The sequence below is a fragment of the Staphylococcus sp. GDX8P114P-2 genome, from assembly GCF_017892945.1.
GTDB lineage: Bacteria > Bacillota > Bacilli > Staphylococcales > Staphylococcaceae > Staphylococcus > Staphylococcus arlettae.
Window position 1 is genome coordinate 24,952 of the sequence record NZ_JAESMB010000002.1, and the last position, 23,967, is coordinate 48,918.

Sequence of the window (23,967 nt, forward strand, 5' to 3'; positions counted from 1 at the left end):
TTTCTATTATAATTTGATTTCGATGTCTACACCAGATGGTAAGTTTAAGCCCATTAGAGCGTCTACTGTTTTAGGTGTAGGGTTAACAATGTCGATTAAACGTTTATGAGTACGTTGTTCGAACTGCTCACGTGAATCTTTGTCCTTATGCACGGCACGGATAATTGTATAAACTGATCTTTCAGTTGGTAATGGAATCGGTCCAGAAACATCTGCTCCAGAACGTTTCGCTGTTTCAACAATTTTTTCAGCTGATTGATCAATAACGCGGTGATCATAAGCTTTTAATCTGATTCTGATTTTTTGTTTTGCCATAATTTTCCCTCCTTATTCGTCTACATTTAAGTTGATAGACTTCTCCACGAAAACTATCTCACACAACGCCATGGCAAAGCGGCCGGGTGTGTCAGTAACCTTTCGCTTCCTCGCGTTTCCTTAAAGTCCAACATTAGATATGTTACACGAAAAGCATTGATTTATCAAGCTTTTCTACAAAACTTTTATAACTTTTGTCTAACACATACTTTGATATTGTACTTGAATTTGTAGCTCACTTCAACCATTTACCTAAAATTTATGAAATTTATATAATTATTTTAGGTTTAAACCATTCCATATTGTTATAAATTTTTCTGTTCTTACTATATAATAGTTATTGATAGGTGGTGAATGATAATGAAGAACGGAATAAGAATAACTTTGCTTATCCTTAGTACTGTTCTAATTTTAAGTGAGCTTATTTATGGCATTCCTTTTTTAGGTGGTAGTTTAATTTTGAGTTTTGGCTGGCAGCCGCTGCTTATAAATATTTTTCTTTATTTTATAATCGTACTAATTTTGTTTGTTGATCGCCAAAATTCAATCAAGCCTATGCTTATCATCCCGTTACTTGGTATTATTGGTACGTTTATCGCCTTCATACCATTTATAGGAATGATTGTGCATTGGATACTATTCTTTTTAATGCTATTTTTCATACTTGTTGTACTGTCCTCACCAATATACGTACCAAACAAACATGCTAAAGTAGTTTATACGCAAGATCGTTATGGCAATAGATATTAGTTTATTTATGTTGGAACTATACATTATATAAAAAGAGCATTCGGTTTGATGCCGAATGCTCTTTATTATTAACCATGAACAAATACAAAATATAGAATGAATAAGACCATTAATCCATACATCATAGGATGTACTTCTTTATGTCGTTTGGAAATAAGCATTGTTATCGGATAAAAAATGAATCCACATGCGATACCTGTCGCTATAGAATATGACAGTGGCATCATTATTATAGTAATAAATGATGGTACTGCTACTTCAAATTTACGCCACTCTATTTCAGCGAAGTTAGCAGCCATTAAAACACCTACTACAATTAATGCTGGTGTTGTAACCGCACTAGTAACTACTTCCATTAATGGACTGAAGAAGATAGCCAATAAGAAACAAAGGCCGGTTACTACACTGGCAAATCCCGTACGAGCTCCTACAGCAACTCCAGAAGTTGACTCTATATATGAAGTCGTTGTTGTCGTACCAAAGATAGCACCAACAATTGTCGCTAATGAATCTGAAAATAGTGCTCTACCAGCACGTGGTAATTTGTTATTTTTCATTATACCAGCCTGAGTTGCTACAGCTACTAACGTACCGGCTGTATCGAAAAAGTCGATAAATAAAAATGTTAAAATTACTATTAAAAATTGAACCGTAAATAACTGGCTTGGATCTTTGAAAGCTTCAAAAGCCGCTCCGAAAGTTGGCTCAATACTTGGAACTTTACCTACCACACTACTTGGTGGATCAATTAATCCTGTAATCATACCGGCAATAGAAGTTAAAATCATACCAATAAAAATAGCTCCCGGTACTTTTCTTGCATACATAATGACCGTAACAATAATTCCAAAAATTGTTAATAATACTGGTCCATCTGTAATTTGACCTAAAGTAACTAATGTTGAATCGTTATTCGTAATAATACCTGAACTTTGTAAACCTACAAATGTAATAAAGAGTCCAATTCCTGCTGATACTGCCATTTTCATCTGATGCGGTATTGCGTTAATTATGGTTTCTCGTAATCCGGTCAGTGTTAATATGGCGAAGAATATGCCGGAAAATAGTACTCCGGTTAATCCTATTTGCCATGGAATCCCCATTGTTAAGACGACTGTAAAGGCAAAAAATGCATTTAGTCCCATTCCTGGAGCTAAAGCGATAGGATAACGTGCTATGAGCCCCATAAATAATGACCCTACAAATGCAGCAAGCGCAGTTGCAACAAATATCGCACCTTGATCCATTTTCATATTGTCAGAAACGCCATCGACGCCTGCTAAACTTAATACTTGTGGGTTGACGGCTAAAATATACGCCATGGATAAAAACGTAGTTAAACCACCCAGGACTTCTTTTTTATAGTTTGTTTCATACTTATCAAACTTAAAGTATTTTCTCACGGTTAATTCTCCTTTAATTAAAATACCTTAATATTTTAATACCCAAATTGCTAAAACACAATAGTAAATCCGAACTTTTTGTTTTTTAAATGTTTTTAAGTTCGAATTATCTAAAATTTGAGCCCTTTCAATGCATCCTGGAACGGGTTGTTTTCTATTCCTTCATTATTATTCAAATAATTTTTCATATCTTTTTTGGATACTTTTGCATTCTTTTTATTTTTGTGACGTTGATCCATTTGGGTTTGTGTTTCCGTATGACCACACACACAACGATAAGTGGCATCCTTACCTCTACCAAAAAGCGTCATTTTCTTATGACAATTAGGGCAACGTGCATTGGTTTTTCGTTGGACATTTTTCTTTGTTTTACATTTTGGATCCTGACATACGAGCATGGAACCTTGCTTTGTATTTACTTTAATCATAAATTTCCCACATGTCGGGCACTCTGTAGTAGTTAAATTATCATGTTTATATTTTTGCTCGTTATTTTTAATGTCTGTAACTACAGTTTGTGTAAAGTCCCGCATTTCAACCATAAATTGTTTCGCACTATATTGACCTTTCTCAATTCTTGTTAATTTATCTTCCCACTCTGCTGTCAATATTGGTGATGTTAATGCTTGAGGTGCTAATTCTAATATTTGTTTACCTTTTTGTGACACTTTAATTTTGCCATCGCGAGACTCAATAGCATTCATATTAAACAGTTTATCAATAATGTCTGCACGGGTAGCTACTGTACCTATACCTCCAGCTTGTTTTAACGATTGTGCATGCTTGCTATCCTTAAAATCAAAAAATTTCTGTGGATTTTCCATCGCTTTCAGTAATGAACCTTCATTAAAATACGATGGTGCAGTAGTTTCATGTTCAGCGATATGTGTCCGACTCACTGATAATGTTGTTCCTTGCTGCCAGTTGCTGTTCAATGCAAAGTTATGTTGCTCGTTATCATACAACGCTTTAAAACCTAATTGTTGTGGTACTTGCCCATTAAAGGAGAAACTATACTCACCTATATTAATTACTATATCAACCGCTTCATATTGATATGGTGGCATTATATTTTCTAAAAACCTTTGAGCAATCAGCATATAAACTTTTTGTTCTTTAGGTGAGAGCGTGTTTAAATCTGCTCGTACTTCAGTTGGAATGATTGCATGGTGATCTGAGACTTTTTGATTATTAATAAATTTGTCTCTTGTGTTAAATGAACGTGACAGTTGTGCTTTGGCATGCTCTTTTAAATCTGTCCCCATAATTGCCTTTAATCGATCTTTCAAAGTAGAAACCATATCATCCGTTAAATAATTAGAATCTGTACGTGGATAAGTTACTAATTTGTGGCGTTCATACAATACTTGTAATGTATTTAACGTTTCTTTAGGATTAAATCGAAAACGCTTATAGGCATCTTGTTGCAAATCCGTTAAATTATATAATTTTTGAGGATATGCTTTTTTAGCTTTACGCTCAATTGACTGGATACTTGCAGTTTGATGTTTAACTTTCTCACTTATATCCGCAAAAACGTCTTTATTTTTATGTTGTTTCGGAGTTGTACAGTTAAATTTCAAACCTTCTACTTCTATATTTAATGTATAGTATGTTTCTGGTTGGAATTGATTAATTTCATTTTGACGCATTTGCACTAATTGAATCGTTGGTGTTTGGACACGTCCTAAGGAAAGTTGCGCATCATATTTTGTCGTAAGTGCACGAGTCGCATTTATACCAACAATCCAGTCTGCTTCACTTCTTGCTAATGCTGCTTGATAAAGATTATTGTATTGTCTACCGTCTTTAAGTTTATTAAAACCATCTTTAATAGCTTTAGGTGTTACAGAACTAATCCATAATCGTTTAATTGGTTTAGTATTATGCACCTTATCTAATATTAATCGTGCGACGAGTTCCCCTTCTCTACCAGCATCAGTCGCAATAATTATTTCATTTACACTTTGTTTATTGATTAATGCTTTAACTGTTTGAAATTGTTTTTTAGTTTTAGCAATTACTACTGTTTTCATTGTCGACGGAATAATAGGTAAATCTGCTAATTTCCATTCTTGATACGCTTTGTCATATTGTTCAGGAGTTGCATTTGTTACTAAATGACCTAATGCCCAAGTTACTATATAACGATTATTTTCAAAATAACCATTTTTTCCTTCGTTTATATTTAACGCTTTCGCGATATCTTTTCCTACTGAAGGCTTCTCAGCTAATATAAGAGATTTCATAATTTCGCCCTTTCAAATTTATAATAATATTATTGTAACATGTATATAGCACATCTTAGCTTTCAATTCTCATCAAATATACCTATAATTAAAGTAATATATTTAGGCTAGGTCTTTTTATAAAGGAGGTATATATCATGGACACAATTAAACTAAGTAATATCACTCAAATTCAATCATTTATTAATAGCGCAGATCGACATATGGCTTCATATTTATATAAATTGCCACAACAAGAAGATGCATTGCTCTCATTAATTGAACAATCAATCGAGGCACCAGGTGTTTATGCACGCGTTAACGACAATAATCAAGTTCAGATGTTACTGTTAGCTGTCGCCTATGGTGAAAATAAATTTAAGATGATTGGTCCTTTCATAGCACATGGACTTACTGATGTAATAAATGAATTTAATACACTATTCACAGCAATGTACCAAGCATATCCAGCGACAGCAAACTTTAATTTCACTTTTGAAGAAACAGAACAAGATTTCACTGAAGCGATGAAAACAATTAATGCCTACTACAACTTTACAGATTATCATTTAGAGGCAACTTCTGATGTAGGTGAATTAACTCATGAACAAAACATTACCGAATATCATCCTGCTTATTATCGTTCTTTTGGCAAACTACATGAACATACATTTTATCATGATGCCATGACAACTGATGAAATCATTAATTCATTAAAACAAACCAACCACTTATTTACATTCATGTCAGAAGGTGTGTTAAAAGGTTATGTATATTTACAAGTATTTGAAAATGCTCAAACTGCTGAAATTAAATACTTTACCTCCCATTCAGATTATCGCTTTATGGGAATCGCCTTCGATTTACTTAAATATACTTTGCATTATGCATTTGCACACTATAACTTATCAAAAATTTCATTTAAGATACGCAGCAAGAATGCAACACTAGTTGAGCGTTTTGATGAATTAGGTTTTCACATAAATAATGAATTTAAAAAATTTAAATTTGTACTTGCCAATGTTTAATACTGTCTTAATATTTATTATTTCTAAATCACTAATGTTTGTAACTTAACATTATATAACTACTATATAAAGGTAGGTCGAGACACTTATGATGTCTTAGCCTACCTTTTACATTGTTTTAAATACAATTTTTAGTAGTTACAACGACACCCAAATATTGTACTACCCTCGTTTTTTATGGCGTAGCATTATCCGTTACACGAAAAGAACAAACATCATTCCCTCAAATATACTTTCACCTTAAAATAAGGTATTTATCCTCACGTCTTCTGCCCTTTTATGTTTATTCTTCAGACTATTCATTCAAGGAAAAATATAAACGTTCTAAATTAAAACGCTTTCAAAATAAATTTCTTTTTACTAAGTTATAATTTTCCTTTAAAATATATATTTGTAGCTATTCAAATTGTGGATGGCTGAACGTACAAATTCATAGAGAGAGAAGTGAGTAATAGCATGGACTTATTAATTGCACTATTACCTGCACTATTTTGGGGTAGTGTTGTTTTAATTAACGTATATGTCGGTGGTGGCCCTTTCAACCAAATCAGAGGTACTACTTTAGGTGCGTTAATTATCGGGATTATCTTATTGTTAACTGGTAATACAGAATTTGACAAACCAATTGTCATTATCGTCGGTCTGATCTCCGGTGCCTTTTGGGCATTAGGTCAAGGCTACCAATTAAAATCAGTTAACTTAATCGGTGTATCTAAAACAATGCCTATATCAACTGGTTTACAATTAGTTGGTACAACATTGTTTAGTGCCATATTCTTAGGAGAATGGAGTACAGGGACACAAGTAACACTTGGCTTAGTTTCAATGTTGTTATTAGTTATCGGTATTGCATTAACTTCTATTAAAGGAAAAAATGAAGCAGCCGACACTACAAATAACTTTAGTAAAGCAATGGTTATCTTATTAATTTCAACTGTTGGTTATGTTGTATATGTAGTTGTAGCTCAAATTTTCGGTGTAGATGGTACAAGTGCTTTATTCTTCCAATCTATTGGTATGGCCATTGGTGGATTTATTTTATCAATGAAACACGAAACATCAATCAAGAGTACAGCTTTAAATTTAATTCCTGGTATCGTGTGGGGTATCGGTAATTTATTTATGTTCTATTCTCAACCAAGAGTTGGAGTAGCAACAAGTTTCTCATTTTCACAATTACTAGTTATTGTATCAACACTTGGTGGTATCTTCCTATTAGGAGAGCGTAAAGATAAGCGCCAAATGATTGGTATATGGGCAGGAATTATATTAATTATTATTGCCGCATTTATTTTAGGTAATTTGAAAGGTTAACTTGCAGTTTTAAGGAGGAGTTTTTATGTTTAAAGATTTAGAAGGCAAAGTAGTAGTTATCACTGGGGCTGGTAGTGGTTTAGGAAAATCATTCGCCGAAGAATTTGGTAAAGCTCAAGCAAAAGTTGTATTAAATTATTTATCTGACCATCATATTCCAGATGTAGATGCTTCAATTCGTTTGATCGAAGAAGCTGGTGGACAAGCTATAAAAGTTCAAGCGGACGTTTCAATAGAAGACGATGTTAATCGTTTGGTAAATACAGCTATTGAACATTTTGGTACGTTAGACATTATGATGAACAATGCTGGATTTGAAAAACCAATCCCTACGCATGAAATGTCTGTTGCAGAATGGCAAAAAGTAATTGATATTAACTTAACTGGAGCATTTATGGGAGCTAAAGCTGCTGTGAATCATTTTCTACAAGAGAACAAAAAAGGTGTTATTATCAATACCTCTAGTGTACATGACACTATACCTTGGCCAAACTACGTTAACTACGCAGCAAGTAAAGGTGGACTTAAATTAATGATGGAAACCATGTCTATGGAATATGCACAATATGGTATCCGTATTAATAATATATCTCCTGGGGCTATTGTTACTGAACATACTCGTGAAAAATTCTCTGATCCAGAAACACGTGCTGAAACTCTAGAGATGATTCCTGCTAAAGAAATAGGCGAAGTACAACAAGTTGCTAACGTCGCGCTATTTTTAGCTTCTGATTTCTCTAATTACATTCACGGTACAACAATTTATGTTGACGGTGGAATGACGAACTACCCTGCCTTTATGGGTGGAAAAGGATAAATCTAATATTGCAAAAACAAGTTCGAGACAATCATGTCTTTGACTAAAAAATAAACGTCAATTTCTATTGAAAAGATATAGAAATTGGCGTTTTCTTTAGATTTATGAAATATCATCACTCAAAATTATTCTTTAACATTTTGTTTTCGACGGTTATTATGTTTTAAATAACAAAATGTAAATTGTACCTACTGACTTCTAATAAAATAGTATGCGTGAGAGACTACAGGCTCGAACCATACACCAAGCAAGCATGCACGGTCAAAACCAAATGTTTTCAAATATAAAATTAAAGTTTTCATTGGTAATTTAAATTATGTACTGCGAAAATCTTTATACATAAAGTACATCGTTTATTTATTTTCGTAATATTAATCAACTCGTACGAATTGACCTTTTTTGAATAGAAAAATATAAATTGTCCCGATTTTGAATCGTGCTGACGTCCGGGGAAATAGTATGCGTGAGAGACTATTGGCTCGAACCATACCCCAGGCAAACATGCACGATCAAAATCAAATGTTTTATATATAAGGAGGACCAATCCATATTAAGGATTGGTCCTCTTATTTTGAGCATGGAAATTTATATCCAATCTCATTTTGTTATATAAATAGCGCCTGATAAACATAAATAATTACTATACTAATCACTATCGTCAAGTTGGTAACCATGCCAACAATCGGTAAAGTTTTATATTTAAATTGTATAGAGTACGGAATAATAGACACACCTACTGGTAACAACCATGTTATCAATAATGTTGTTTTAATCATTGCATCATCTACAGGTAAGAAAAAATACACCAGTATTCCTGCAATTAATCCTAAACCATAATGTAATGATAAATATTTTAACACCAATGGTAAGTAACGTTTTTCAATATTAAAACTCAACATTAAACCAAGTAATAACATTGATAATGGCATGTTAGCCTGTGACAATACTGAGAAAAAGTCAATAACAGGCTTAGGAAAATGAATATTGAGCAAATTTAAAATAAACATAATCATATAAGTCATTAAAGGCACAGATTTCACAATATTTTTACCTAAATATTTGAAATCAAAGCTATCCGGTCCTTCACTAAAATAGCTACCAACGAAATAAGTAACACCAAACATTATGATAGCGCCACCGATGTCTGCCATTCCAAAGTAAATCATTCCTTTTTCAGGCCATATCGCCTCAACTAACGGATACGCAAATAAACCTATATTTAAAGAAGCTGTCATCATTCCTACTGTCCCACGAACTTGGTTATCATGATTTAAAAAACACCAAATCACAATAATCTTTGCTAAAACACCAAAAATGATCATCATAATAGGTAAAATTGATAATGAAAGGTCCAATTCTGCTTTATTTAAATTAACAATGACTAAAGAAGGAAGCGTAATATTAAGTACTAATGTAGCAAATATTTGGCTATCATTAGCTTTAAAGTATTTTAACTTTTTTAGACCATACCCTAATGCAATAAGTAAAATAATTATAATGAATTGTTGCGTCACTTTAATCCTTCTTTCCAACATACATTTCGTTTTCAATACATTTTCATACTATAACACTTTTGTACTTGTTTTAGAACCATTCAATTCCATGTTATAATTTTATCTAATATATAATTAAATTAAAGGAGATATTATAATGGATTTAAATTCTAAATTAGCAGAACTTAAAGATGATTATATTAGATTACAAAATGACTTAGATAAAAGAGAGTCAGTAAATCAAGATACCGATCCTTTACACCGTCAATTAGCTCAAATTGAAAATGAAATTGCTGATATTCGTTCAAAAATGCGTCAAAAAGAAAGTGAATAACATTCTAGTCAGCACTTTTGTTTCATGCTAAGATTAAAGGCGAACTTTGAAAGGATGTTAGATATGCAACTTTACTTGGTATTGTTACCTATACTTTACTTAATTGTGAGTTATATAAGTATATATAAAATGAATACAATATTCACTCGCATTCTACGAATAATAATGGCATTATTGTTATTATTCGTTGTAGCAGTCACTACACTATCTTTCCCATTGTCTAATTGGTGGGTATTTGTAGTATTACTATTACTCGTAGGTAATGTAGAAGTAACTGCATTTAAATATGGTAAGCAAGATATTAAAGGTGTTAAAATTTTAAACATTTTAACAGCGATTTTACTCGTTATCTATATCATTTTAACACTTGTACTTTATTAATTTGCTTGAACTAAAAAAATAAAACCACTGATATAGCNNTATCAGTGGTTTTATTTATATATAAAGCTATGGTTACTCAATGAGATGCTATTTACTGTTCAATAAGGTAACTAAGCATAATTCATTTCACAAAGTTAAGTTTGACTATTTTCTTTTTATTTTTTTAGAAACTGTTATTTTGGCTTTTGTTAATTTAGGTTTTACATTTTCAATCACTTGATACAGTGGTTTATTGAGTACGTAGTCAAATTCACCAATTTTTTCACTTAAATATGTGCCCCACACTTTTTTGAAAGTCCACAAGCCATAATGACTTGAATCTTTGTCAGGGTCATTGTCAGTACCACCAAAATCATAAGTTTTTGCGCCTTGTTGTCTTGCGTATTGCATCATAGCAAATTGCATATGATGATTCGGTAAAAAGTCACGATATTCATTTGACGACGCACCATATAGATAATAAGATTTGTCGCCTGCAAACATGAGTAACGCGCCTGATAAATACATACCATCAGGATGCTTTTGCTCTAAAGTCTCCATATCTTGTATCAACGCTTGTGTTTTTTCTACCTTATTATCTACATCATTTATTTTATTTAAAGTTTTTTTATCTTGTTTTTTCTCAAGTAACTTCGCTCGCTCTTGTTCTAGTTGTATCATTTCTGCTCTCAAATCTGTTAATACAGGTTTTGGTTCTAATTTAACTAAAAAGAGCTCTGCATCACCATCTTCATGTAATGCATCATATATATTTTGAAAATATGAAATATCTCGTGTTAAGAAACCATCACGTTCACCTGTAATTTTCATTAAGTTTGCAAACGTTTCTAAACCATCACGCCCTGCACGTTCTACGGTAGTGCCTCGTTTCAATGCTAATCTCACCTTAGAACGATTACGACGTTCAAAGCTTTGAATTAAACTTTCATCGTCTTTATCTATTGGGGTAATCATCGTCATACGTGGTTGAATATAATCTTTAGATAAGCCTTCTTTAAAGCCTTTATGTTTAAAGCCTAGTTCTTTTAAATGTTTTAATGCTGTTGTGCCATTCTCCACTTCAACATCTGGATCAATTTTAATCGCATAGGCCTTTTCTTGTTTGGCAACTTGAATAGCATATTCTAACAACGCTTCAAGTGCTAATTTATCATTATAATCTGTGACAAAACCACGAGAAACATAACATAGTGTGAAAGGTAGTTTCGGTACTTTTTTAAATAACAGCTGGCCAACTCCTTTAACTTCGCCATTTTCTCCAACAGCGATACGTTTAGAATACCAACCTGTTAGTTGTTTCGTTTCAGCCCATTTTGTTAATTGGAGCAAATCACCATTAGGATGATTTTTAACAAAAGCATCATGGTCTTGATTTGTGATATTCATCTTTTCCATATTATTCTTTTTCTCCTTTGTCTATACGATGATTTAATTATACAATGCTTGCCGCTTTCTTTCACGTTGTAGCTTCAATTTTGTTATAATTAAAGAAACACTTAAAATGAGGTATTTGTTATGCGTATTATAATTATTCTGTTATTATTAGTTGCCAATTTGTTTGTATTTATACAATCCGCATCACAAACGTTATCAATTGATAATTTAAGTTTACGTATTTTACTTGTTGCGTTGACGTTAGTATTGTCAACATTCTTTTTGTTATTAAGAAGCAATAAGGTTGCAACCTACTTATCAATTATAACATTAATTTTTTCTCTAATACACATTATCTATATCGCACATACTGCATATGAATATATTTATTAATCTGCATCAAATCGATATCTGATCCCTCTAATAATAAGCGAGTATGATGAAGTAGCCTTTTCATCCTTTAAAATTACAGTATGGTACTTAGAAACCTGACCATCATATATTTCATACACTATAGTGTCATTGGGTAATTTTAATGATGTGTAGGTTTCTGTATCATCAATAATTTCCATATCGAACCAAGTTTGCCATTTTTGAACAGTCACTGCGCGTTCAGTACTATCGATACGTATTTGCTTTACAGTGAATTCTTGTTGCTGAAATGGGGCCAACTTTTTATTTCTAACAGCAAGTGGTTCCTCCCATTGTATGAAAAATGGCGGTTTTACTCGATAATCTGGATCGGCTATGTACAACAAGCGCCAATGTATTTTATTCCCCTTTTCATCTACACGATGCATATTGACAGGTCCGACAACATCTACATCTTTGGCAATTAATTGCTGTTTTACTAAATCTAAATCATCTGTTTGAAACGCCACTGTTTTTAAACCTTGAGCAAAGTTATCTTGAATTATTTTAGATGGAAACGATACTCTACCTTCTTCTGACTTAGTAATTTTCCGTAATATTTCAGCATTATAAACATCCAATAACTCAATATACGCATTATCCAAGTACACTAAGCGATTAAAAGTTCCCAATTTTTCATGTTTTCCCCCATCATAAATACGCAGTAATTCTCCCGGATATTTAAATGTTTGAAGCTGATTTATATAATGAATCATGTGATCTAATTTTAGATTCAACTTAATTCCCCCTATTGCTTTATTCACCTTAATCATAACAAATCAACGCTGACTTTACCGTTAAAAACAAAAGTAATAACTTACTATAGTTATCTATTCTCAAAATATATTACACAGCTATTGATTTATATTGCTATTTACCTTACAATGGGGTTTGTCACAAAATAAGGTTAGCAAAGCTAACTATTTCTTGAAGGAGTTTGTTATGGATACCAAAAATTTATTCAATAGTTTAACCGCTGTATATAGACCTTATGTCAAACTATTCCAACCAATATTTGAGCGATATGATTTATATCCAGCCCAATGGTTAGTGTTAAAAGATATTGGCCTCAATGCACCGACGACACTCGTTCAAATTTCAAAGAGACGTGCAATTGAAAAACCAACAACGCGTAAAATACTAAAAGTACTATCAGAAAAAAATTTGTTATCTGTAACACAAGGTAAAGACAAAAGAGAACGTATTTTGACTTTATCACTTCAAGGTCAATCCCTATATGACGAAATCAATAACCAGATTGAATCTGTGCAAGAACAAATCGTTGCAGACACAGGATTAACAGCAGATGATTTAGCAACAACTATCAAAACTGTCACAGCAATTCATTCACAATTATCAACACTTGAGGAGGAATAATGTGTGGCTCAATCAACACTAAAATCGCCCATATGGACAAAAAGTTTTAATATTAATTTTCTAACTAATTTTTTAGTCTATTTATGTATGTATCTATTAATAGTTATAATTGCTAGTTATACTAAATCAACTTACAATGTTTCTGATAGCGTGGCTGGACTTGTTTCTGGCCTTTTTATTATTGGTTCATTAATTGGTCGATTTGCTACAGGGAAGTATGTTAATAAAATAGGACCAAAACGCATTTTATTAATTGGTTTAATCTTGTTAATTATAACGCAATTATTTTATTTTATTGAAGGTTCTATTACTATTCTAATGATTACTAGAATTCTTAATGGTATTGCTACCGGAGTAACAACTACAGCAACAGGAACTATTGCAGCTTATGTAACACCAGCTGAACGTAAAAGTGAAGGTATCAGTTTATTTTCATTAAGTTTAGTAATCGGTGCCGCAATTGGGCCATTTTTTGGTTTATTATTAATTGGTGCTTTCCCTATTAGCTTCTTATTCACTATTTGCTTATTGTGTGGCATCGTTAGTTTGTTAATATCTTTCTTCATTAATATTCAATTTGACATTACACAACCTGCGAAAACACCATCAACAACTCCCAAAAAAGCCTTTGACATTAATAATTATATAGCAAAAGAAGCTATACCGGTTGCTATTATTATGATGATTGCAGGCTTGAGTTACTCTTCAATTTTAACGTTCTTACAATTTTTTGCTGAAGAGATTAATTTAGTAACGTTATCAAGCTATTTCTTTATATTCTATGCTATTGCGTCATTAATTACACGACCAGTAGCTGGTCGCTTAATGGATGATAAAAATGAAAATGTGGTGGTATATCCCGCATTTATATTCTTAATACTAACTTACTTTGTCTTAAGTATAACTGATACTGGTTGGATGCTTATAGTTGCCGGGTTATTACTTGGAGCAGGTTACGGTAATATATCATCGAGTATGCAGGCAATTGCCATCAAAGTATCACCACCTGCAAAATATGGTATCGCCACATCTACTTATTTTATAGGTTTAGATTTAGGTCTTGGTTTTGGACCATATGTATTAGGATTTATTACATCTACACTTTCATATGGTCAATTGTATGGCATAATGGCTATTATGATCATATTTACGACCTTCCTCTATTTCTTTGTTCACGGACGGAAAGTCAAACGCAGTCAGCTCTAATATAAAAATAAAAGCAGGTCAATGCCTATGCGCATTGACCTGCTTTTATAATCTGTTTTTTATGTAGGTATTACACTCTAACTAAACAAGATAAAATTGTTATTTCACTAATTGTGTCGTTTCAATCGCTGACGTTATATCTTGTAACAATGTTAATTGTTTATCATCAAAATAATAAAAGACTTGGCGTTCATCTGACTCTGAACGTACTTTAGAAATAAGTTCTTTTTTATAAATCTTACGAATAATGACATCAATTTTACTTGTATCCCATAACATCTCAAAATGCAATGTATCACGCAATACCTTGCCGCTAATTTTTTCTGCTTCAAACACTTTGTATAATACTACGAATTCTTCCATTGATAAACCTTGCGTCGTTTTAAGCCAGTGCTTTAATTGACTTAAAGCCTTTTCAGATGCGATAAATTGTTGAACTTTATTTTCCATATTAAGACCAGCCTCCAGTAATTTTCTAGTTGTTTTTAAATTTAAAATGGCTTTATTTATAGTAATATGCTTTTAAAATATTATATAACAGTTCCATCTTTAAATCTATAATTTTTAGTTTTTAGTTTTAACTAGGTGTTTTGCAATGTTATTTAAATTAATATTATGTATTTCACTTCTTAAGCATTGATAAAGTTACAATTTTTATTATAGTAATTTTTTAAATTCAACTATTTGAACATTACCTAAGATAATAATGTAGTACGTTAATAAAAATAACTTTAGCTTTAATTGCCGCGAAAAAAATAAACGCATTTCATCTGTTTGCATAAAAAATTCCCTTTAAAGTCGAAACTTTAAAGGGAATAGCTAATTATTATAATAGATAGTTATTACAAATTTAAGTTAAGTAATATTAACCACCTATATAGTTCATATTAATTTTTTGGCGTTTACGGTTAGCTACAGTTTGTTCTGTACGTTCATCAGAATAACGATCGTCTCTTACACCCCATAATGCTTTAAACTTAGCTTTCAACTCACTATCTGTGGCACCATTTCGCATAAAGTTTTTCAAATCAAAGCCATCAACAGCACTAAATAAACAGCCATAAAACTTGCCATCAGATGACAAGCGTGCACGCGTACATGTCGAACAAAAAGATTGTGATACACTTGTGATCAATCCAAACTGTGCACCGTTATCATTATGACGATAATATTTAGCTACTTCTCCGTAGTATTTCGGTGGAACAGGTGTAATATCATAAGCTTCTTCGATTGTGCTAAGCATCTCATCTTTTGTAACCACCTTACTAAAGTCCCAACCATTATCATTACCAACATCCATAAACTCAATAAACCGAATTTCGATTTTTTTGTCTTTAAAATATTGTATCATTGGTAATATTTGATCATCATTGACTCCCTTTTGAATAACTACATTAACTTTAACTTTAAAACCAATTGCAATGGCATAGTCAATTTGCGATAAGATGGTTGAAGCTTTAATATTACGATTGTTAATCGCTTGGAACACCTCATCATCTATTGCATCTAAACTGACATTGATACGACGTAAGCCCGCATTATATAAATTTTGACCATGTTTTTTTAACAGCAATCCATTTGTTGTTAAGCCTATATCTTCTATCGCTTCAATTTGCGATAACTGCTCAATAAATTTATATAAATCACGGCGTAATAAGGGTTCGCCACCAGTTATACGTATCTTTTTCACACCTAAGTCAGTGTAAAGCTTAGCTATTCGCGTCATTTCATCAAAAGTTAGCAATTCATCTTTCGGTAAGAATACAAAATCATCACCAAATATTTCCTTTGGCATACAGTAGTCACAGCGAAAATTACATCTATCAGTTACTGATAATCTCAAATCACGAATTGGTCTTCCTAATTTATCCGTTATTTGTTCGCTCATCTTAAAGCCCCCCTTACTGCTTTAATGTTTGCTCTAAAGAGGCTAAATCTTGTTGGTAGTTAATATTTTTATACCAATAGTCAGGTGCATTTATCTTTTTCACATCTAACCAATCATGTGCCACTCGTGTGTACACATTTTTCAAACTATAATCACCGGAATTTAAAGCACGCTCGATAACTTTAAATGTATTAGGACTATAGAATGCAATTGTTGGTATCGGTCGCTCATCTGCTATAAAACCTGCTATATCTAATTGATCTTCAATTAAATGTTCCACCATAAATTGATAAAGGTTACTAATAGCTTTTTGCGTTATCATAGGTGTGTCTACGGAAATTACAAAAAACAGTTCTTCTTCTTTATAATGCCCCATAACTGTATAGATTCCTGCCAAAGGGCCTTTATCACGATGTAGTGGATTGTCGACAAGTACATCTAAATGTTCAAATTTTTTCTCTAATTGTTCATTGGTGCTAATAATAATTTGATTAAACATATTAGTAGCATTGAGTACTTCAATAATGCGTTGATAAAAATATTGCCCTTGTATTTGTGCAAATGCTTTTTGATCGCCGAAACGTTCTGATTGGCCTCCGGCAAGGATAATTGCTTTCATTTCTCTATTAACCTCCGCTAACTGGTGGAATCAATGCTACAATATCCATATTTTTCACCGTATCATTGTCTTGGACGAACTCTTCATTAACAGCTATTTGATACGTTTTTTCTGACACTTCAGGATATTTAGCATTGATTGTCTCTTTTAATTGTTTAACTGATATACTATCATTTATTTCTATAATTTCAGTATTTTTCTTCAAAATTTCTTTTAATTCGGCAAAATACAGAATTTGCATAGTTATCTCCTTTCAACTGCATCATCATAATAACCACGTTGATGACCTTGCCATTGTGCACCGTCTTCCCAAATTTCTTTTTTCCAAATAGGTACAATCTCTTTAATACGCTCAATTGCGTACTCATTCGCTTGATATGCAGCTTTTCGATGTGGTGCAGCCACACTAATTAATACTGCAATATCTGAAATATTCAATGGCCCAATTCTATGTACAATTGCTATAGTCGTACCAGGCCACTCTTTTGAAATTTCATCACCTATTTGAGCTAACTTTTTTTCTGCCATTGGTATATATGCTTCGTATTCTAGATATTGAGTCTTCACACCTTTAGTCCACTCTCGGACATGTCCTGTAAATACTACGACAGCACCTTTATGCGCATCGACTACAAATTCTCTATATTGTTCTGGTTCGATTGGTTGCTCAATTACTTCAAACTGCTTCATGTTATCAACCCTTTAGCTGTAATAAATGACCGTAACCATAAATTATAATCGTTTAAAGCTTCCTGATCATTCAATGTTAAACTATATTGAACATTGGTCAACGTTAATAGTTCAGTCAATGCTTCTTGATCTCGATAAATAACAACCTTATCAAAATCTTCATGTTTAAAACCTTCTACCAATGTAATATCACAGTCTATTGTAACAGATGAGTCAATCAGTGTTGAAAGGTTCTGCTTTGGTTGGCGTGTAACGGATTGTTGAACATAATTACCTTGCACAATAGCTTGATCAGCTCCGGCATTAAAATGTTTCATATGATCCACGTTACTATGTTGTAAAGTGATTTCATCGTCTATGTGACCGTGATTTTTTATTGTCACAACACGCAAATTGTGTGCTTTCAACAACGCAACTGTATGTTCCATTAATGTCGTCTTACCTGAATTTTTATATCCTACAATTTGCAAAATCATAACAATAATTCCGTTTCAAATGCTGTAGAATCAGTTAATATGACATCAACCGTATAACCTTTTTGATACCCTCGTGTTCCGCCTGGTAACATAATCATCGCATTACTATGTGCAATAGCAATGACGGCACCTGATTTATTGAAGCCTGAAGGTACTACGGTCATTTCTTTGCCGTTAAACGTTGTTGTGGCACGGATAAAGCGACTAAAAGGATTAGGCTTTGCAAAGGCTTCCATTAATGTAGCTTGTACAATTTGAGGATAGATTGCATTTGCCCCCATCATGGCATATACAGCTGGTTTGACAAATAATTCAAAACCAGTAAAGCAGGCTGATGGGTTACCGGATAGACCAAATAAATAAGTGTCCTTTGTTACTGCAACTGTAGTCACACTACCGGGACGCATCGCTACTTTGTTAAACAACACGTTTGCTTGTAATGCCTCGTAAATAGCAGGCAAGTAGTCGAAGTCGCCAACTGAAACACCACCTGTTGTAATTACAATATCATGTTCTTCTGTAGCTTGTTTAACCACTGCAATACTACTCTCTAAATCATCATGTTGTATTTTATACACTTTACTCGTGAGCTTGTGTTTAGTAATGAGTGCATTAATCATTGGACCATTAGAGTTTCTTATTTTTCCAGGTTCCAATGGGTCAGCAACATCTAACAGTTCACTGCCAGTAGCAATAATTGCTACGCTTGGTTTTCGATAAACTGGAACTTCAGTATAGCCATATGTAGCTAATACTGCGATAGCACCTGCATTAATATGTTGTCCTCGCTGTAAAACGACATCATTTTCTTGTGTTTCTTCACCTTGTAATGACACATTTTCATGATGTTCAAAAGGTTTTCTAATAGAAAATGAGTCGTCATCTTCTATTGTTTGTTCTAACATCACGACTGCATCTGCACCTTCTGGAATAGCTGCACCAGTCATAATTCTTATAGCTTCACCTTGTGCTAATGTTTTGTCTGATACCGACCCTGCTCCGATATGATCAATCACCCTAAATGTTTTTCTATGTTCTCCACTCGCATTTTGTGAGTCAACACTTCTAATAGCAAATCCATCATATGGCGATTTATTAAATCTTGGGATGTCATAAGTTGCAATAATATCTTGCGCTAAAATGTAACCTAAACTTTCATCTAATGCTACTGTAGTAGTAGGCATAACAAAGCTTTCTTTTACAACACGCTCAATTGCATCTTTAACTGGTATGGGCGTTCTCTTTTCTACAGTCATTGTATTGCTCCTTTCAAAATATAATTCATGTTATAATATGTCATGTTGAGGAGGTAAATTATGTCTGATTTTACACATATAAATGAACAAGGTAACGCTAAAATGGTAGATGTTTCCACTAAAGATATTACAAAACGTTCAGCAACTGCACACTCAAGTATTACCGTAAATGCTAATATTTACCAGCAAATTATCGAGCATACGAATCACAAAGGTAATGTACTTAATACAGCTCAAATTGCAGGCATTATGGCTGCTAAAAATACTGCTACAATAATTCCTATGTGTCACCCATTACCTTTAACAGGTATCGATGTTAATTACCGTTGGCATACAACTGATTCGGAATATACACTTAATATTGAAGTAACAGTTTCTACTACCGGTAAAACTGGCGTAGAAATGGAAGCTTTAACCGCTGCATCTGTAGTTGCATTAACTATTTATGATATGACGAAAGCACTAGATAAAGGTATGATCATTGGTAACACGTATTTGGAAGCAAAATCTGGAGGTAAGTCCGGAGACTATCAACGTAATGGTAATACCAACGACTTGGAATAGCATTGAATACGATTAAACGCATATACGAAATGATATGCGTTTAATTTTTTTTAGTCATCTCATGTACTAAATGTGTCAATTCGACACGGATTAATTTGGTTATGGCTAATCGGATTGCACCTGTAGAACCGGGTAGGCAAAAGATTAATTGTTGATTCATCGTTCCACCCAACGCTCTTGACAACAACGCACGGGTACCAACATCCTCGGTATAACTTAAATATCTAAATAGTTCACCAAAGCCTTCTATTTCTTTGGTCAACATCGGTTTCACGGCTTCAATCGTTACATCTCTTGGAGCTATTCCCGTACCTCCAGTGGTAATAATCACATCTATTGCTAAACTTTTCCATGTTTCAATTACTTGCTGAATCGACACTAAATCATCTTTGACAATTTCGTACTGCTGAATCACTACTTCATCCGACATCTCAGTAAGTAATTCTTGTATTAATTGCCCACCCTTATCTGTAGTTTTATCTCTCGTATCTGAAACTGTTAATACGGCACAATTAATTGGCCTATTCAACTTCACATTCGTATGCACTATTATCCCCCCCTTTTAACCAAATAATTTATTCACTAAAGTGGCGGCTTGTGCTGGCTTGGTCATACCATGAATGAGCAATCTACCATTTTGAAAACTTATAATACGATGTCCTTCATATTGAAACATTATCATATAATTATTAGATTTAAATGGAATTGCTTTAGCTATTAAAAATTGATGCAACATTTCCTGGGAAATAGTTGGATTATCAAACTGTACAGTATCTCTTCCACATAGCGTTGCATATTGTTTATTCGCTTGTGTTAACTCGGTAAATTGTGGGTGATCGCCACATGTCTCACAATCTGCTCGATGCATTTTGCTAAAACCAAAGGCATGATGTTCTCCTGACCACACGTCCCCATAAGTATATTTAGTGTCAACTTCAGCACCTACGATTAACTTGAGTGCATCTTTAATTTGGAGACTTGTTGTCATGGTAACTGCAGGTTGAATCACACCTACAGTATCACACGTCATATTAATGGCAGGTAATTGTGGTAACAAGCAATTAAAACACGGTGTCTTACCGGGACTAAAAACAGCTTCAACATAAGTACTTTGAACTACGCCACCATATATCCACGGAATACGCTGCTTATATGCAAAACCATTAATTAAACGTCTAGTATCAAAATTATCTGTAGCATCAATAATTAATGTTATATTGTGCCCATATTGTTCTAACGTTGCAGGTGTCACATGTTCTACATATGCGTGAATATCGACATCACTGCTTATTTGTTTTAATGCTTGTTCGGCAGCTATTGCTTTAGGTAGCGCTTCAAGCGCATCTTGTTCAGTAAATAATGTTTGTCTTTGCAAGTTACTATACTCAATATAATCACGATCTATAATAGTTATTTCACCTATACCTGCGCGCACTAGCCCTTCAGCTACATGTGTACCCAATGCACCCATACCTATAATTAAGATATGTGCTTTAGCAATCAATGTTTGACCTTGCTGACCTATGTTTTGAAATAATATTTGCCTAGAATAACGTCCATTAGTCACCTTAATACCCCTTTTTTTATCGTTAACTTCATTATAGAACTTGTAGTCACCTGTAACAATAGTTTCAAACAAATCATAGATTTATTTCATATTTATCTCAATTGACAATTAATTTATGCAACATAATTTTGGCATTGCTTTGACCTGATTCCTGTGGAAATAGCACGCGTCGAAGATTACAAGATGAGACAGTGTCCACGGAAAGCGTGCAAAAAAACTGCCGACAAAGTCAATACTTGTCGACAGTCTAAGAGTAACACCCTTATATGCTACTCTTTTTCCCCTTCTATTGTTATAATCTCATCTGCTAATTGTTGTGCTTCAAAATTTGAATGGGTAACAAAAATCATAGGTATTTGCCATAATTCAAATATTGTTCTTACCATGGACATACTATTTTCTTTAGTTAAGTCATCAAGGCTAGAAAACGGCTCATCCAATAAAATCAAGTCAGGTTTAGTGCTCAGGGCTCTAGCTAATGCCACCCTTTGCGCCTCACCACCAGATAAAGTTGCGGGGTATTGTTTTACTAAATCAGAAATATTTAACTTCTGCATTAACTGCGTAATATGTTGTGACATTGGAGTCATAAAAGTGAGATTTTGCAATACCGTCATATGTGGAAATAATTGATAATCTTGAAACAAATAGCCAATATTACGTTTTTGAATTTTCACTTGCTGTTCAACTTTAGTATCCGTCAAAGTTTTATTGCCGATTTTAATAAATGCTGAATCTGGTTGAGTTAGTCCTGCAATAATGTTAAGAATAGTAGTTTTACCAATACCTGATGGCCCTTGTATAGCATAAATTTTAGGTTCGTCATCATTAATTTGAATTTGAATTTTGTTTAATTGTAACTGATGTGATAAAACAATATGTAACATTAATCCCCCTCCAAATAACGTGACCTATTCATTAAATTCAATGCTCCAATAACTGAGACTGCAAATGCAATAAGCACAAGTACCCATAACCATGCTTGATTTTCTTTGCCTTGTTCTACTAAAAAGTAGATTTCTAAAGGTAACGTATTGGTTTTATTCGGTATATATCCGGCAACCATTAACGTCGCTCCAAATTCACCAATTGCACGAGCAAAGCTCATCATAATACCGGAAATTATAGGTCTTTTCGCTAACGGTAAAATGAGGCGAAAGAAAATTCTCCCTTCGCTAGCACCCATAGTTCTAGCGGTATTCAACATTTTTTTATCTATGCTACGAAACCCTTGTACTGTATGTTGATACATTAATGGAAAACTGACAATAACAGATGCAATAACTGCGCCTGTCAGCGTAAAAATAACAGGTATATGTAATACATTAGTTATAAAACCACCGATATAATTGTTTGGTGAAAAAATAATTAATAAAATAAATCCCAACACAGTAGGAGGTAAAACGATTGGTAAAATAATCAAACTTTCCATTATTCTAGAAAACCAACCTTTTTGCTGATATAACCATTTTGCCATGATAATACCAAGTATAGTAACAATTATAGTACTAGTGATAGCAACCTTTAGCGAAATCCAAAATGGTGTAATATCTGGCACTTCAATTACCTCCTATAGTTAAACTTTAAAGTCATACTTTTCTAAAATCTCTTTCGCTTCTTTGGTTTTTAAAAATTTCATCCATGCTTTTGCTTCTTTTTTATTAGACACTGTCGCAGCTTGATACGTAATTGGTGTTTTTAAAGTTGCTTTTCCAAGTTCTTTAACATCGGTTTGGCCATTCTTTTTATGCTGTGCTAAATCGGTTTGATAAACATAACCAAATTGTGCGTTACCTTTAGTTACATAATTAAGAACTTGACGTACATCTTTAGCATAAACTAGATGCGGTTTCACATTGTCATATAAGTTTTGGTCTTTTAAAAATTGCTGTGCATATTTTCCAGCTGGCACAGAATTAGGCTCACCAATGGCTACTTTCTCATCGTTTTTAAGTTGTGATAAATCTTGTTTATCCGTTTTACTATTACCAATTAAAACCAGTTCGTTTTGAGCGTAATTATATGTATTATGCGCTTTGTCTTTATCCGCTAATATTTTAACATCTTTGATGTTAGCTGACATAAAAACATCGCTAGGTGCTCCCTTTTCAATTTGTTGTCTTAATGACCCAGAACCACCGTAATTAAAATTAATAGCTACCTTGTCATGTTGTTTGTTAAAGGCTTGTTCTAATTCTTTTGTGACGTCAGTTAAACTAGCTGCTGCTGAAATATTTAGCGTGTCTTTTTGTGTTGAACTTTTGTTCGACTTTTTCTCTGTTGATTGGCCACAACCTGCTAAAATAATTATGCCAATTAGTAAAAATGTAATTAGTCTTTTCATGTATATTACCCCTTCCACAAATTAATTATAACCGTATTAATATTCAAATTAAAGAGAGTGGTGTAGGATTCAAATTTTTAATTTGATTCCTACACCACTCTTTCGTTGAAGTTAATAGGCGTTGTACATAAA

Annotated in this window: 28 protein-coding genes; 10 read left to right on the plus strand and 18 right to left on the minus strand. The window is 33.2% G+C overall.

Annotated elements, in window-relative coordinates; translation table 11 throughout:
* Positions 1-6: 6 nt before the first annotated feature.
* Positions 7-315, minus strand: a complete 309-nt coding sequence (gene rpsJ, locus KA845_RS00750) for a 30S ribosomal protein S10 (RefSeq protein WP_167867853.1) — start codon at positions 313-315, stop codon at positions 7-9.
* A 360-nt stretch (positions 316-675) separates the two neighbouring features.
* On the opposite strand from rpsJ, the gene KA845_RS00755 reads away from it, so the two are divergent.
* On the plus strand, positions 676-1,065 hold the full coding sequence (locus tag KA845_RS00755) for a hypothetical protein (RefSeq protein WP_002509278.1): 390 nt from the start codon (positions 676-678) through the stop codon (positions 1,063-1,065).
* A gap of 68 nt (positions 1,066-1,133) precedes the next feature.
* On the opposite strand, the gene KA845_RS00760 is transcribed toward KA845_RS00755, so the two are convergent.
* Together KA845_RS00760 and KA845_RS00765 are read right to left on the minus strand one after the other, a co-directional pair.
* Positions 1,134-2,468, minus strand: a complete 1,335-nt coding sequence (locus KA845_RS00760) for an NCS2 family permease (RefSeq protein WP_002509279.1) — start codon at positions 2,466-2,468, stop codon at positions 1,134-1,136.
* 110 nt (positions 2,469-2,578) lie between these two features.
* Entirely contained in the window at positions 2,579-4,717 is a 2,139-nt protein-coding gene (locus KA845_RS00765) for a DNA topoisomerase III (protein ID WP_210127739.1), read from the minus strand.
* 137 nt (positions 4,718-4,854) lie between these two features.
* Between KA845_RS00765 and KA845_RS00770 the strand changes: the two genes are divergently transcribed.
* The 3 genes from KA845_RS00770 to KA845_RS00780 all read left to right on the plus strand — a co-directional run bounded on the left by KA845_RS00770 (position 4,855) and on the right by KA845_RS00780 (position 7,855).
* Complete coding sequence (locus KA845_RS00770) at positions 4,855-5,724, plus strand: GNAT family N-acetyltransferase (protein WP_107380007.1); 870 nt, start codon at positions 4,855-4,857, stop codon at positions 5,722-5,724.
* A gap of 456 nt (positions 5,725-6,180) precedes the next feature.
* Positions 6,181-7,038, plus strand: a complete 858-nt coding sequence (locus KA845_RS00775) for a RhaT/GlcU family sugar-proton symporter (RefSeq protein WP_021458966.1) — start codon at positions 6,181-6,183, stop codon at positions 7,036-7,038.
* Positions 7,039-7,063: 25 nt separating this feature from the next.
* Positions 7,064-7,855 (plus strand): glucose 1-dehydrogenase, encoded by a 792-nt coding sequence (locus KA845_RS00780; protein WP_002509283.1) that lies wholly within the window; start codon positions 7,064-7,066, stop codon positions 7,853-7,855.
* Positions 7,856-8,460: 605 nt separating this feature from the next.
* Here the strand turns inward: KA845_RS00780 and KA845_RS00785 are convergent.
* Positions 8,461-9,369 carry an AEC family transporter gene (locus KA845_RS00785; protein WP_103388494.1) on the minus strand — a complete coding sequence of 303 codons (909 nt, stop codon included), beginning with the start codon at positions 9,367-9,369 and terminating at the stop codon, positions 8,461-8,463.
* 136 nt (positions 9,370-9,505) lie between these two features.
* Between KA845_RS00785 and KA845_RS00790 the strand changes: the two genes are divergently transcribed.
* Both KA845_RS00790 and mspA read left to right on the plus strand, forming a co-directional pair.
* Complete coding sequence (locus KA845_RS00790; RefSeq protein ID WP_002509285.1) at positions 9,506-9,682, plus strand: SE1832 family protein; 177 nt, start codon at positions 9,506-9,508, stop codon at positions 9,680-9,682.
* Positions 9,683-9,745: 63 nt separating this feature from the next.
* Positions 9,746-10,063, plus strand: coding sequence for a membrane stabilizing protein MspA (mspA, locus tag KA845_RS00795; RefSeq protein WP_002509286.1), 318 nt, complete (start codon positions 9,746-9,748; stop codon positions 10,061-10,063).
* A 144-nt stretch (positions 10,064-10,207) separates the two neighbouring features.
* On the opposite strand, the gene KA845_RS00800 is transcribed toward mspA, so the two are convergent.
* Complete coding sequence (locus tag KA845_RS00800) at positions 10,208-11,458, minus strand: lipid II:glycine glycyltransferase FemX (RefSeq protein WP_002509287.1); 1,251 nt, start codon at positions 11,456-11,458, stop codon at positions 10,208-10,210.
* Between the two features lie 120 nt (positions 11,459-11,578).
* Here KA845_RS00800 and KA845_RS00805 point away from each other — a divergent pair, with 120 nt between their 5' ends.
* On the plus strand, positions 11,579-11,830 hold the full coding sequence (locus KA845_RS00805; protein WP_002509288.1) for a hypothetical protein: 252 nt from the start codon (positions 11,579-11,581) through the stop codon (positions 11,828-11,830).
* Here the strand turns inward: KA845_RS00805 and KA845_RS00810 are convergent.
* On the minus strand, positions 11,827-12,585 hold the full coding sequence (locus KA845_RS00810; protein WP_167867851.1) for a VOC family protein: 759 nt from the start codon (positions 12,583-12,585) through the stop codon (positions 11,827-11,829). The two genes, KA845_RS00805 and KA845_RS00810, sit on opposite strands and share 4 nt — an antisense overlap.
* Before the next feature lie 205 nt (positions 12,586-12,790).
* On the opposite strand from KA845_RS00810, the gene KA845_RS00815 reads away from it, so the two are divergent.
* Positions 12,791-13,225 carry a MarR family winged helix-turn-helix transcriptional regulator gene (locus tag KA845_RS00815; protein WP_021458965.1) on the plus strand — a complete coding sequence of 145 codons (435 nt, stop codon included), beginning with the start codon at positions 12,791-12,793 and terminating at the stop codon, positions 13,223-13,225.
* Between the two features lie 3 nt (positions 13,226-13,228).
* Positions 13,229-14,431 (plus strand): MFS transporter, encoded by a 1,203-nt coding sequence (locus tag KA845_RS00820; RefSeq protein ID WP_002509291.1) that lies wholly within the window; start codon positions 13,229-13,231, stop codon positions 14,429-14,431.
* A gap of 99 nt (positions 14,432-14,530) precedes the next feature.
* On the opposite strand, the gene KA845_RS00825 is transcribed toward KA845_RS00820, so the two are convergent.
* From KA845_RS00825 to KA845_RS00855, 7 genes are all read right to left on the minus strand, one after another.
* Positions 14,531-14,881 (minus strand): SarA family transcriptional regulator, encoded by a 351-nt coding sequence (locus KA845_RS00825; protein WP_002509292.1) that lies wholly within the window; start codon positions 14,879-14,881, stop codon positions 14,531-14,533.
* 415 nt (positions 14,882-15,296) lie between these two features.
* Positions 15,297-16,319, minus strand: a complete 1,023-nt coding sequence (gene moaA, locus KA845_RS00830; RefSeq protein WP_103388496.1) for a GTP 3',8-cyclase MoaA — start codon at positions 16,317-16,319, stop codon at positions 15,297-15,299.
* Positions 16,320-16,332: 13 nt separating this feature from the next.
* Complete coding sequence (gene mobA / locus KA845_RS00835) at positions 16,333-16,938, minus strand: molybdenum cofactor guanylyltransferase MobA (RefSeq protein WP_103388497.1); 606 nt, start codon at positions 16,936-16,938, stop codon at positions 16,333-16,335.
* A 7-nt stretch (positions 16,939-16,945) separates the two neighbouring features.
* Positions 16,946-17,179 (minus strand): molybdopterin converting factor subunit 1, encoded by a 234-nt coding sequence (gene moaD, locus KA845_RS00840; protein ID WP_002509295.1) that lies wholly within the window; start codon positions 17,177-17,179, stop codon positions 16,946-16,948.
* 2 nt (positions 17,180-17,181) lie between these two features.
* Positions 17,182-17,628 (minus strand): molybdenum cofactor biosynthesis protein MoaE, encoded by a 447-nt coding sequence (locus KA845_RS00845; protein ID WP_002509296.1) that lies wholly within the window; start codon positions 17,626-17,628, stop codon positions 17,182-17,184.
* Complete coding sequence (mobB, locus tag KA845_RS00850; RefSeq protein WP_002509297.1) at positions 17,625-18,104, minus strand: molybdopterin-guanine dinucleotide biosynthesis protein B; 480 nt, start codon at positions 18,102-18,104, stop codon at positions 17,625-17,627. Before mobB ends, KA845_RS00845 begins: the two co-directional genes overlap by 4 nt.
* Positions 18,101-19,360, minus strand: coding sequence for a molybdopterin molybdotransferase MoeA (locus KA845_RS00855; RefSeq protein WP_103388498.1), 1,260 nt, complete (start codon positions 19,358-19,360; stop codon positions 18,101-18,103). Before KA845_RS00855 ends, mobB begins: the two co-directional genes overlap by 4 nt.
* 60 nt (positions 19,361-19,420) lie before the next feature.
* On the opposite strand from KA845_RS00855, the gene moaC reads away from it, so the two are divergent.
* The gene (gene moaC / locus KA845_RS00860) at positions 19,421-19,924 is read left to right on the plus strand and encodes a cyclic pyranopterin monophosphate synthase MoaC (protein ID WP_002509299.1); all 504 of its coding nucleotides are present in this window, start codon (positions 19,421-19,423) and stop codon (positions 19,922-19,924) included.
* Between the two features lie 40 nt (positions 19,925-19,964).
* Here moaC and KA845_RS00865 read toward each other — a convergent pair whose 3' ends face one another.
* The 5 genes from KA845_RS00865 to modA form a co-directional block, all read right to left on the minus strand.
* Positions 19,965-20,471: a MogA/MoaB family molybdenum cofactor biosynthesis protein gene (locus tag KA845_RS00865; RefSeq protein ID WP_021458961.1), complete on the minus strand. Its 507-nt coding sequence runs from the start codon at positions 20,469-20,471 to the stop codon at positions 19,965-19,967.
* Between the two features lie 15 nt (positions 20,472-20,486).
* Complete coding sequence (locus KA845_RS00870) at positions 20,487-21,491, minus strand: ThiF family adenylyltransferase (protein WP_103388500.1); 1,005 nt, start codon at positions 21,489-21,491, stop codon at positions 20,487-20,489.
* 269 nt (positions 21,492-21,760) lie between these two features.
* Positions 21,761-22,378, minus strand: coding sequence for an ATP-binding cassette domain-containing protein (locus KA845_RS00875; protein ID WP_103388501.1), 618 nt, complete (start codon positions 22,376-22,378; stop codon positions 21,761-21,763).
* Positions 22,378-23,049, minus strand: a complete 672-nt coding sequence (gene modB, locus KA845_RS00880; protein WP_103388502.1) for a molybdate ABC transporter permease subunit — start codon at positions 23,047-23,049, stop codon at positions 22,378-22,380. Before modB ends, KA845_RS00875 begins: the two co-directional genes overlap by 1 nt.
* A gap of 18 nt (positions 23,050-23,067) precedes the next feature.
* Positions 23,068-23,841 (minus strand): molybdate ABC transporter substrate-binding protein, encoded by a 774-nt coding sequence (modA, locus tag KA845_RS00885; protein WP_371861093.1) that lies wholly within the window; start codon positions 23,839-23,841, stop codon positions 23,068-23,070.
* Between the last annotated feature and the right edge of the window lie 126 nt (positions 23,842-23,967).

What these genes read in the sequence shown, in the direction of transcription:
- rpsJ (WP_167867853.1), bottom strand. Translation starts at nt 315, where the DNA reads ATGGCAAAACAAAAAATCAGAATCAGATTAAAAGCTTATGATCACCGC.
- KA845_RS00755 (WP_002509278.1), top strand. Translation starts at nt 676, where the DNA reads ATGAAGAACGGAATAAGAATAACTTTGCTTATCCTTAGTACTGTTCTA.
- KA845_RS00765 (WP_210127739.1), bottom strand. Translation starts at nt 4,717, where the DNA reads ATGAAATCTCTTATATTAGCTGAGAAGCCTTCAGTAGGAAAAGATATC.
- KA845_RS00770 (WP_107380007.1), top strand. Translation starts at nt 4,855, where the DNA reads ATGGACACAATTAAACTAAGTAATATCACTCAAATTCAATCATTTATT.
- KA845_RS00775 (WP_021458966.1), top strand. Translation starts at nt 6,181, where the DNA reads ATGGACTTATTAATTGCACTATTACCTGCACTATTTTGGGGTAGTGTT.
- KA845_RS00780 (WP_002509283.1), top strand. Translation starts at nt 7,064, where the DNA reads ATGTTTAAAGATTTAGAAGGCAAAGTAGTAGTTATCACTGGGGCTGGT.
- KA845_RS00790 (WP_002509285.1), top strand. Translation starts at nt 9,506, where the DNA reads ATGGATTTAAATTCTAAATTAGCAGAACTTAAAGATGATTATATTAGA.
- mspA (WP_002509286.1), top strand. Translation starts at nt 9,746, where the DNA reads ATGCAACTTTACTTGGTATTGTTACCTATACTTTACTTAATTGTGAGT.
- KA845_RS00800 (WP_002509287.1), bottom strand. Translation starts at nt 11,458, where the DNA reads ATGGAAAAGATGAATATCACAAATCAAGACCATGATGCTTTTGTTAAA.
- KA845_RS00805 (WP_002509288.1), top strand. Translation starts at nt 11,579, where the DNA reads ATGCGTATTATAATTATTCTGTTATTATTAGTTGCCAATTTGTTTGTA.
- KA845_RS00815 (WP_021458965.1), top strand. Translation starts at nt 12,791, where the DNA reads ATGGATACCAAAAATTTATTCAATAGTTTAACCGCTGTATATAGACCT.
- KA845_RS00825 (WP_002509292.1), bottom strand. Translation starts at nt 14,881, where the DNA reads ATGGAAAATAAAGTTCAACAATTTATCGCATCTGAAAAGGCTTTAAGT.
- moaA (WP_103388496.1), bottom strand. Translation starts at nt 16,319, where the DNA reads ATGAGCGAACAAATAACGGATAAATTAGGAAGACCAATTCGTGATTTG.
- mobA (WP_103388497.1), bottom strand. Translation starts at nt 16,938, where the DNA reads ATGAAAGCAATTATCCTTGCCGGAGGCCAATCAGAACGTTTCGGCGAT.
- moaD (WP_002509295.1), bottom strand. Translation starts at nt 17,179, where the DNA reads ATGCAAATTCTGTATTTTGCCGAATTAAAAGAAATTTTGAAGAAAAAT.
- KA845_RS00845 (WP_002509296.1), bottom strand. Translation starts at nt 17,628, where the DNA reads ATGAAGCAGTTTGAAGTAATTGAGCAACCAATCGAACCAGAACAATAT.
- mobB (WP_002509297.1), bottom strand. Translation starts at nt 18,104, where the DNA reads ATGATTTTGCAAATTGTAGGATATAAAAATTCAGGTAAGACGACATTA.
- KA845_RS00855 (WP_103388498.1), bottom strand. Translation starts at nt 19,360, where the DNA reads ATGACTGTAGAAAAGAGAACGCCCATACCAGTTAAAGATGCAATTGAG.
- moaC (WP_002509299.1), top strand. Translation starts at nt 19,421, where the DNA reads ATGTCTGATTTTACACATATAAATGAACAAGGTAACGCTAAAATGGTA.
- KA845_RS00875 (WP_103388501.1), bottom strand. Translation starts at nt 22,378, where the DNA reads ATGTTACATATTGTTTTATCACATCAGTTACAATTAAACAAAATTCAA.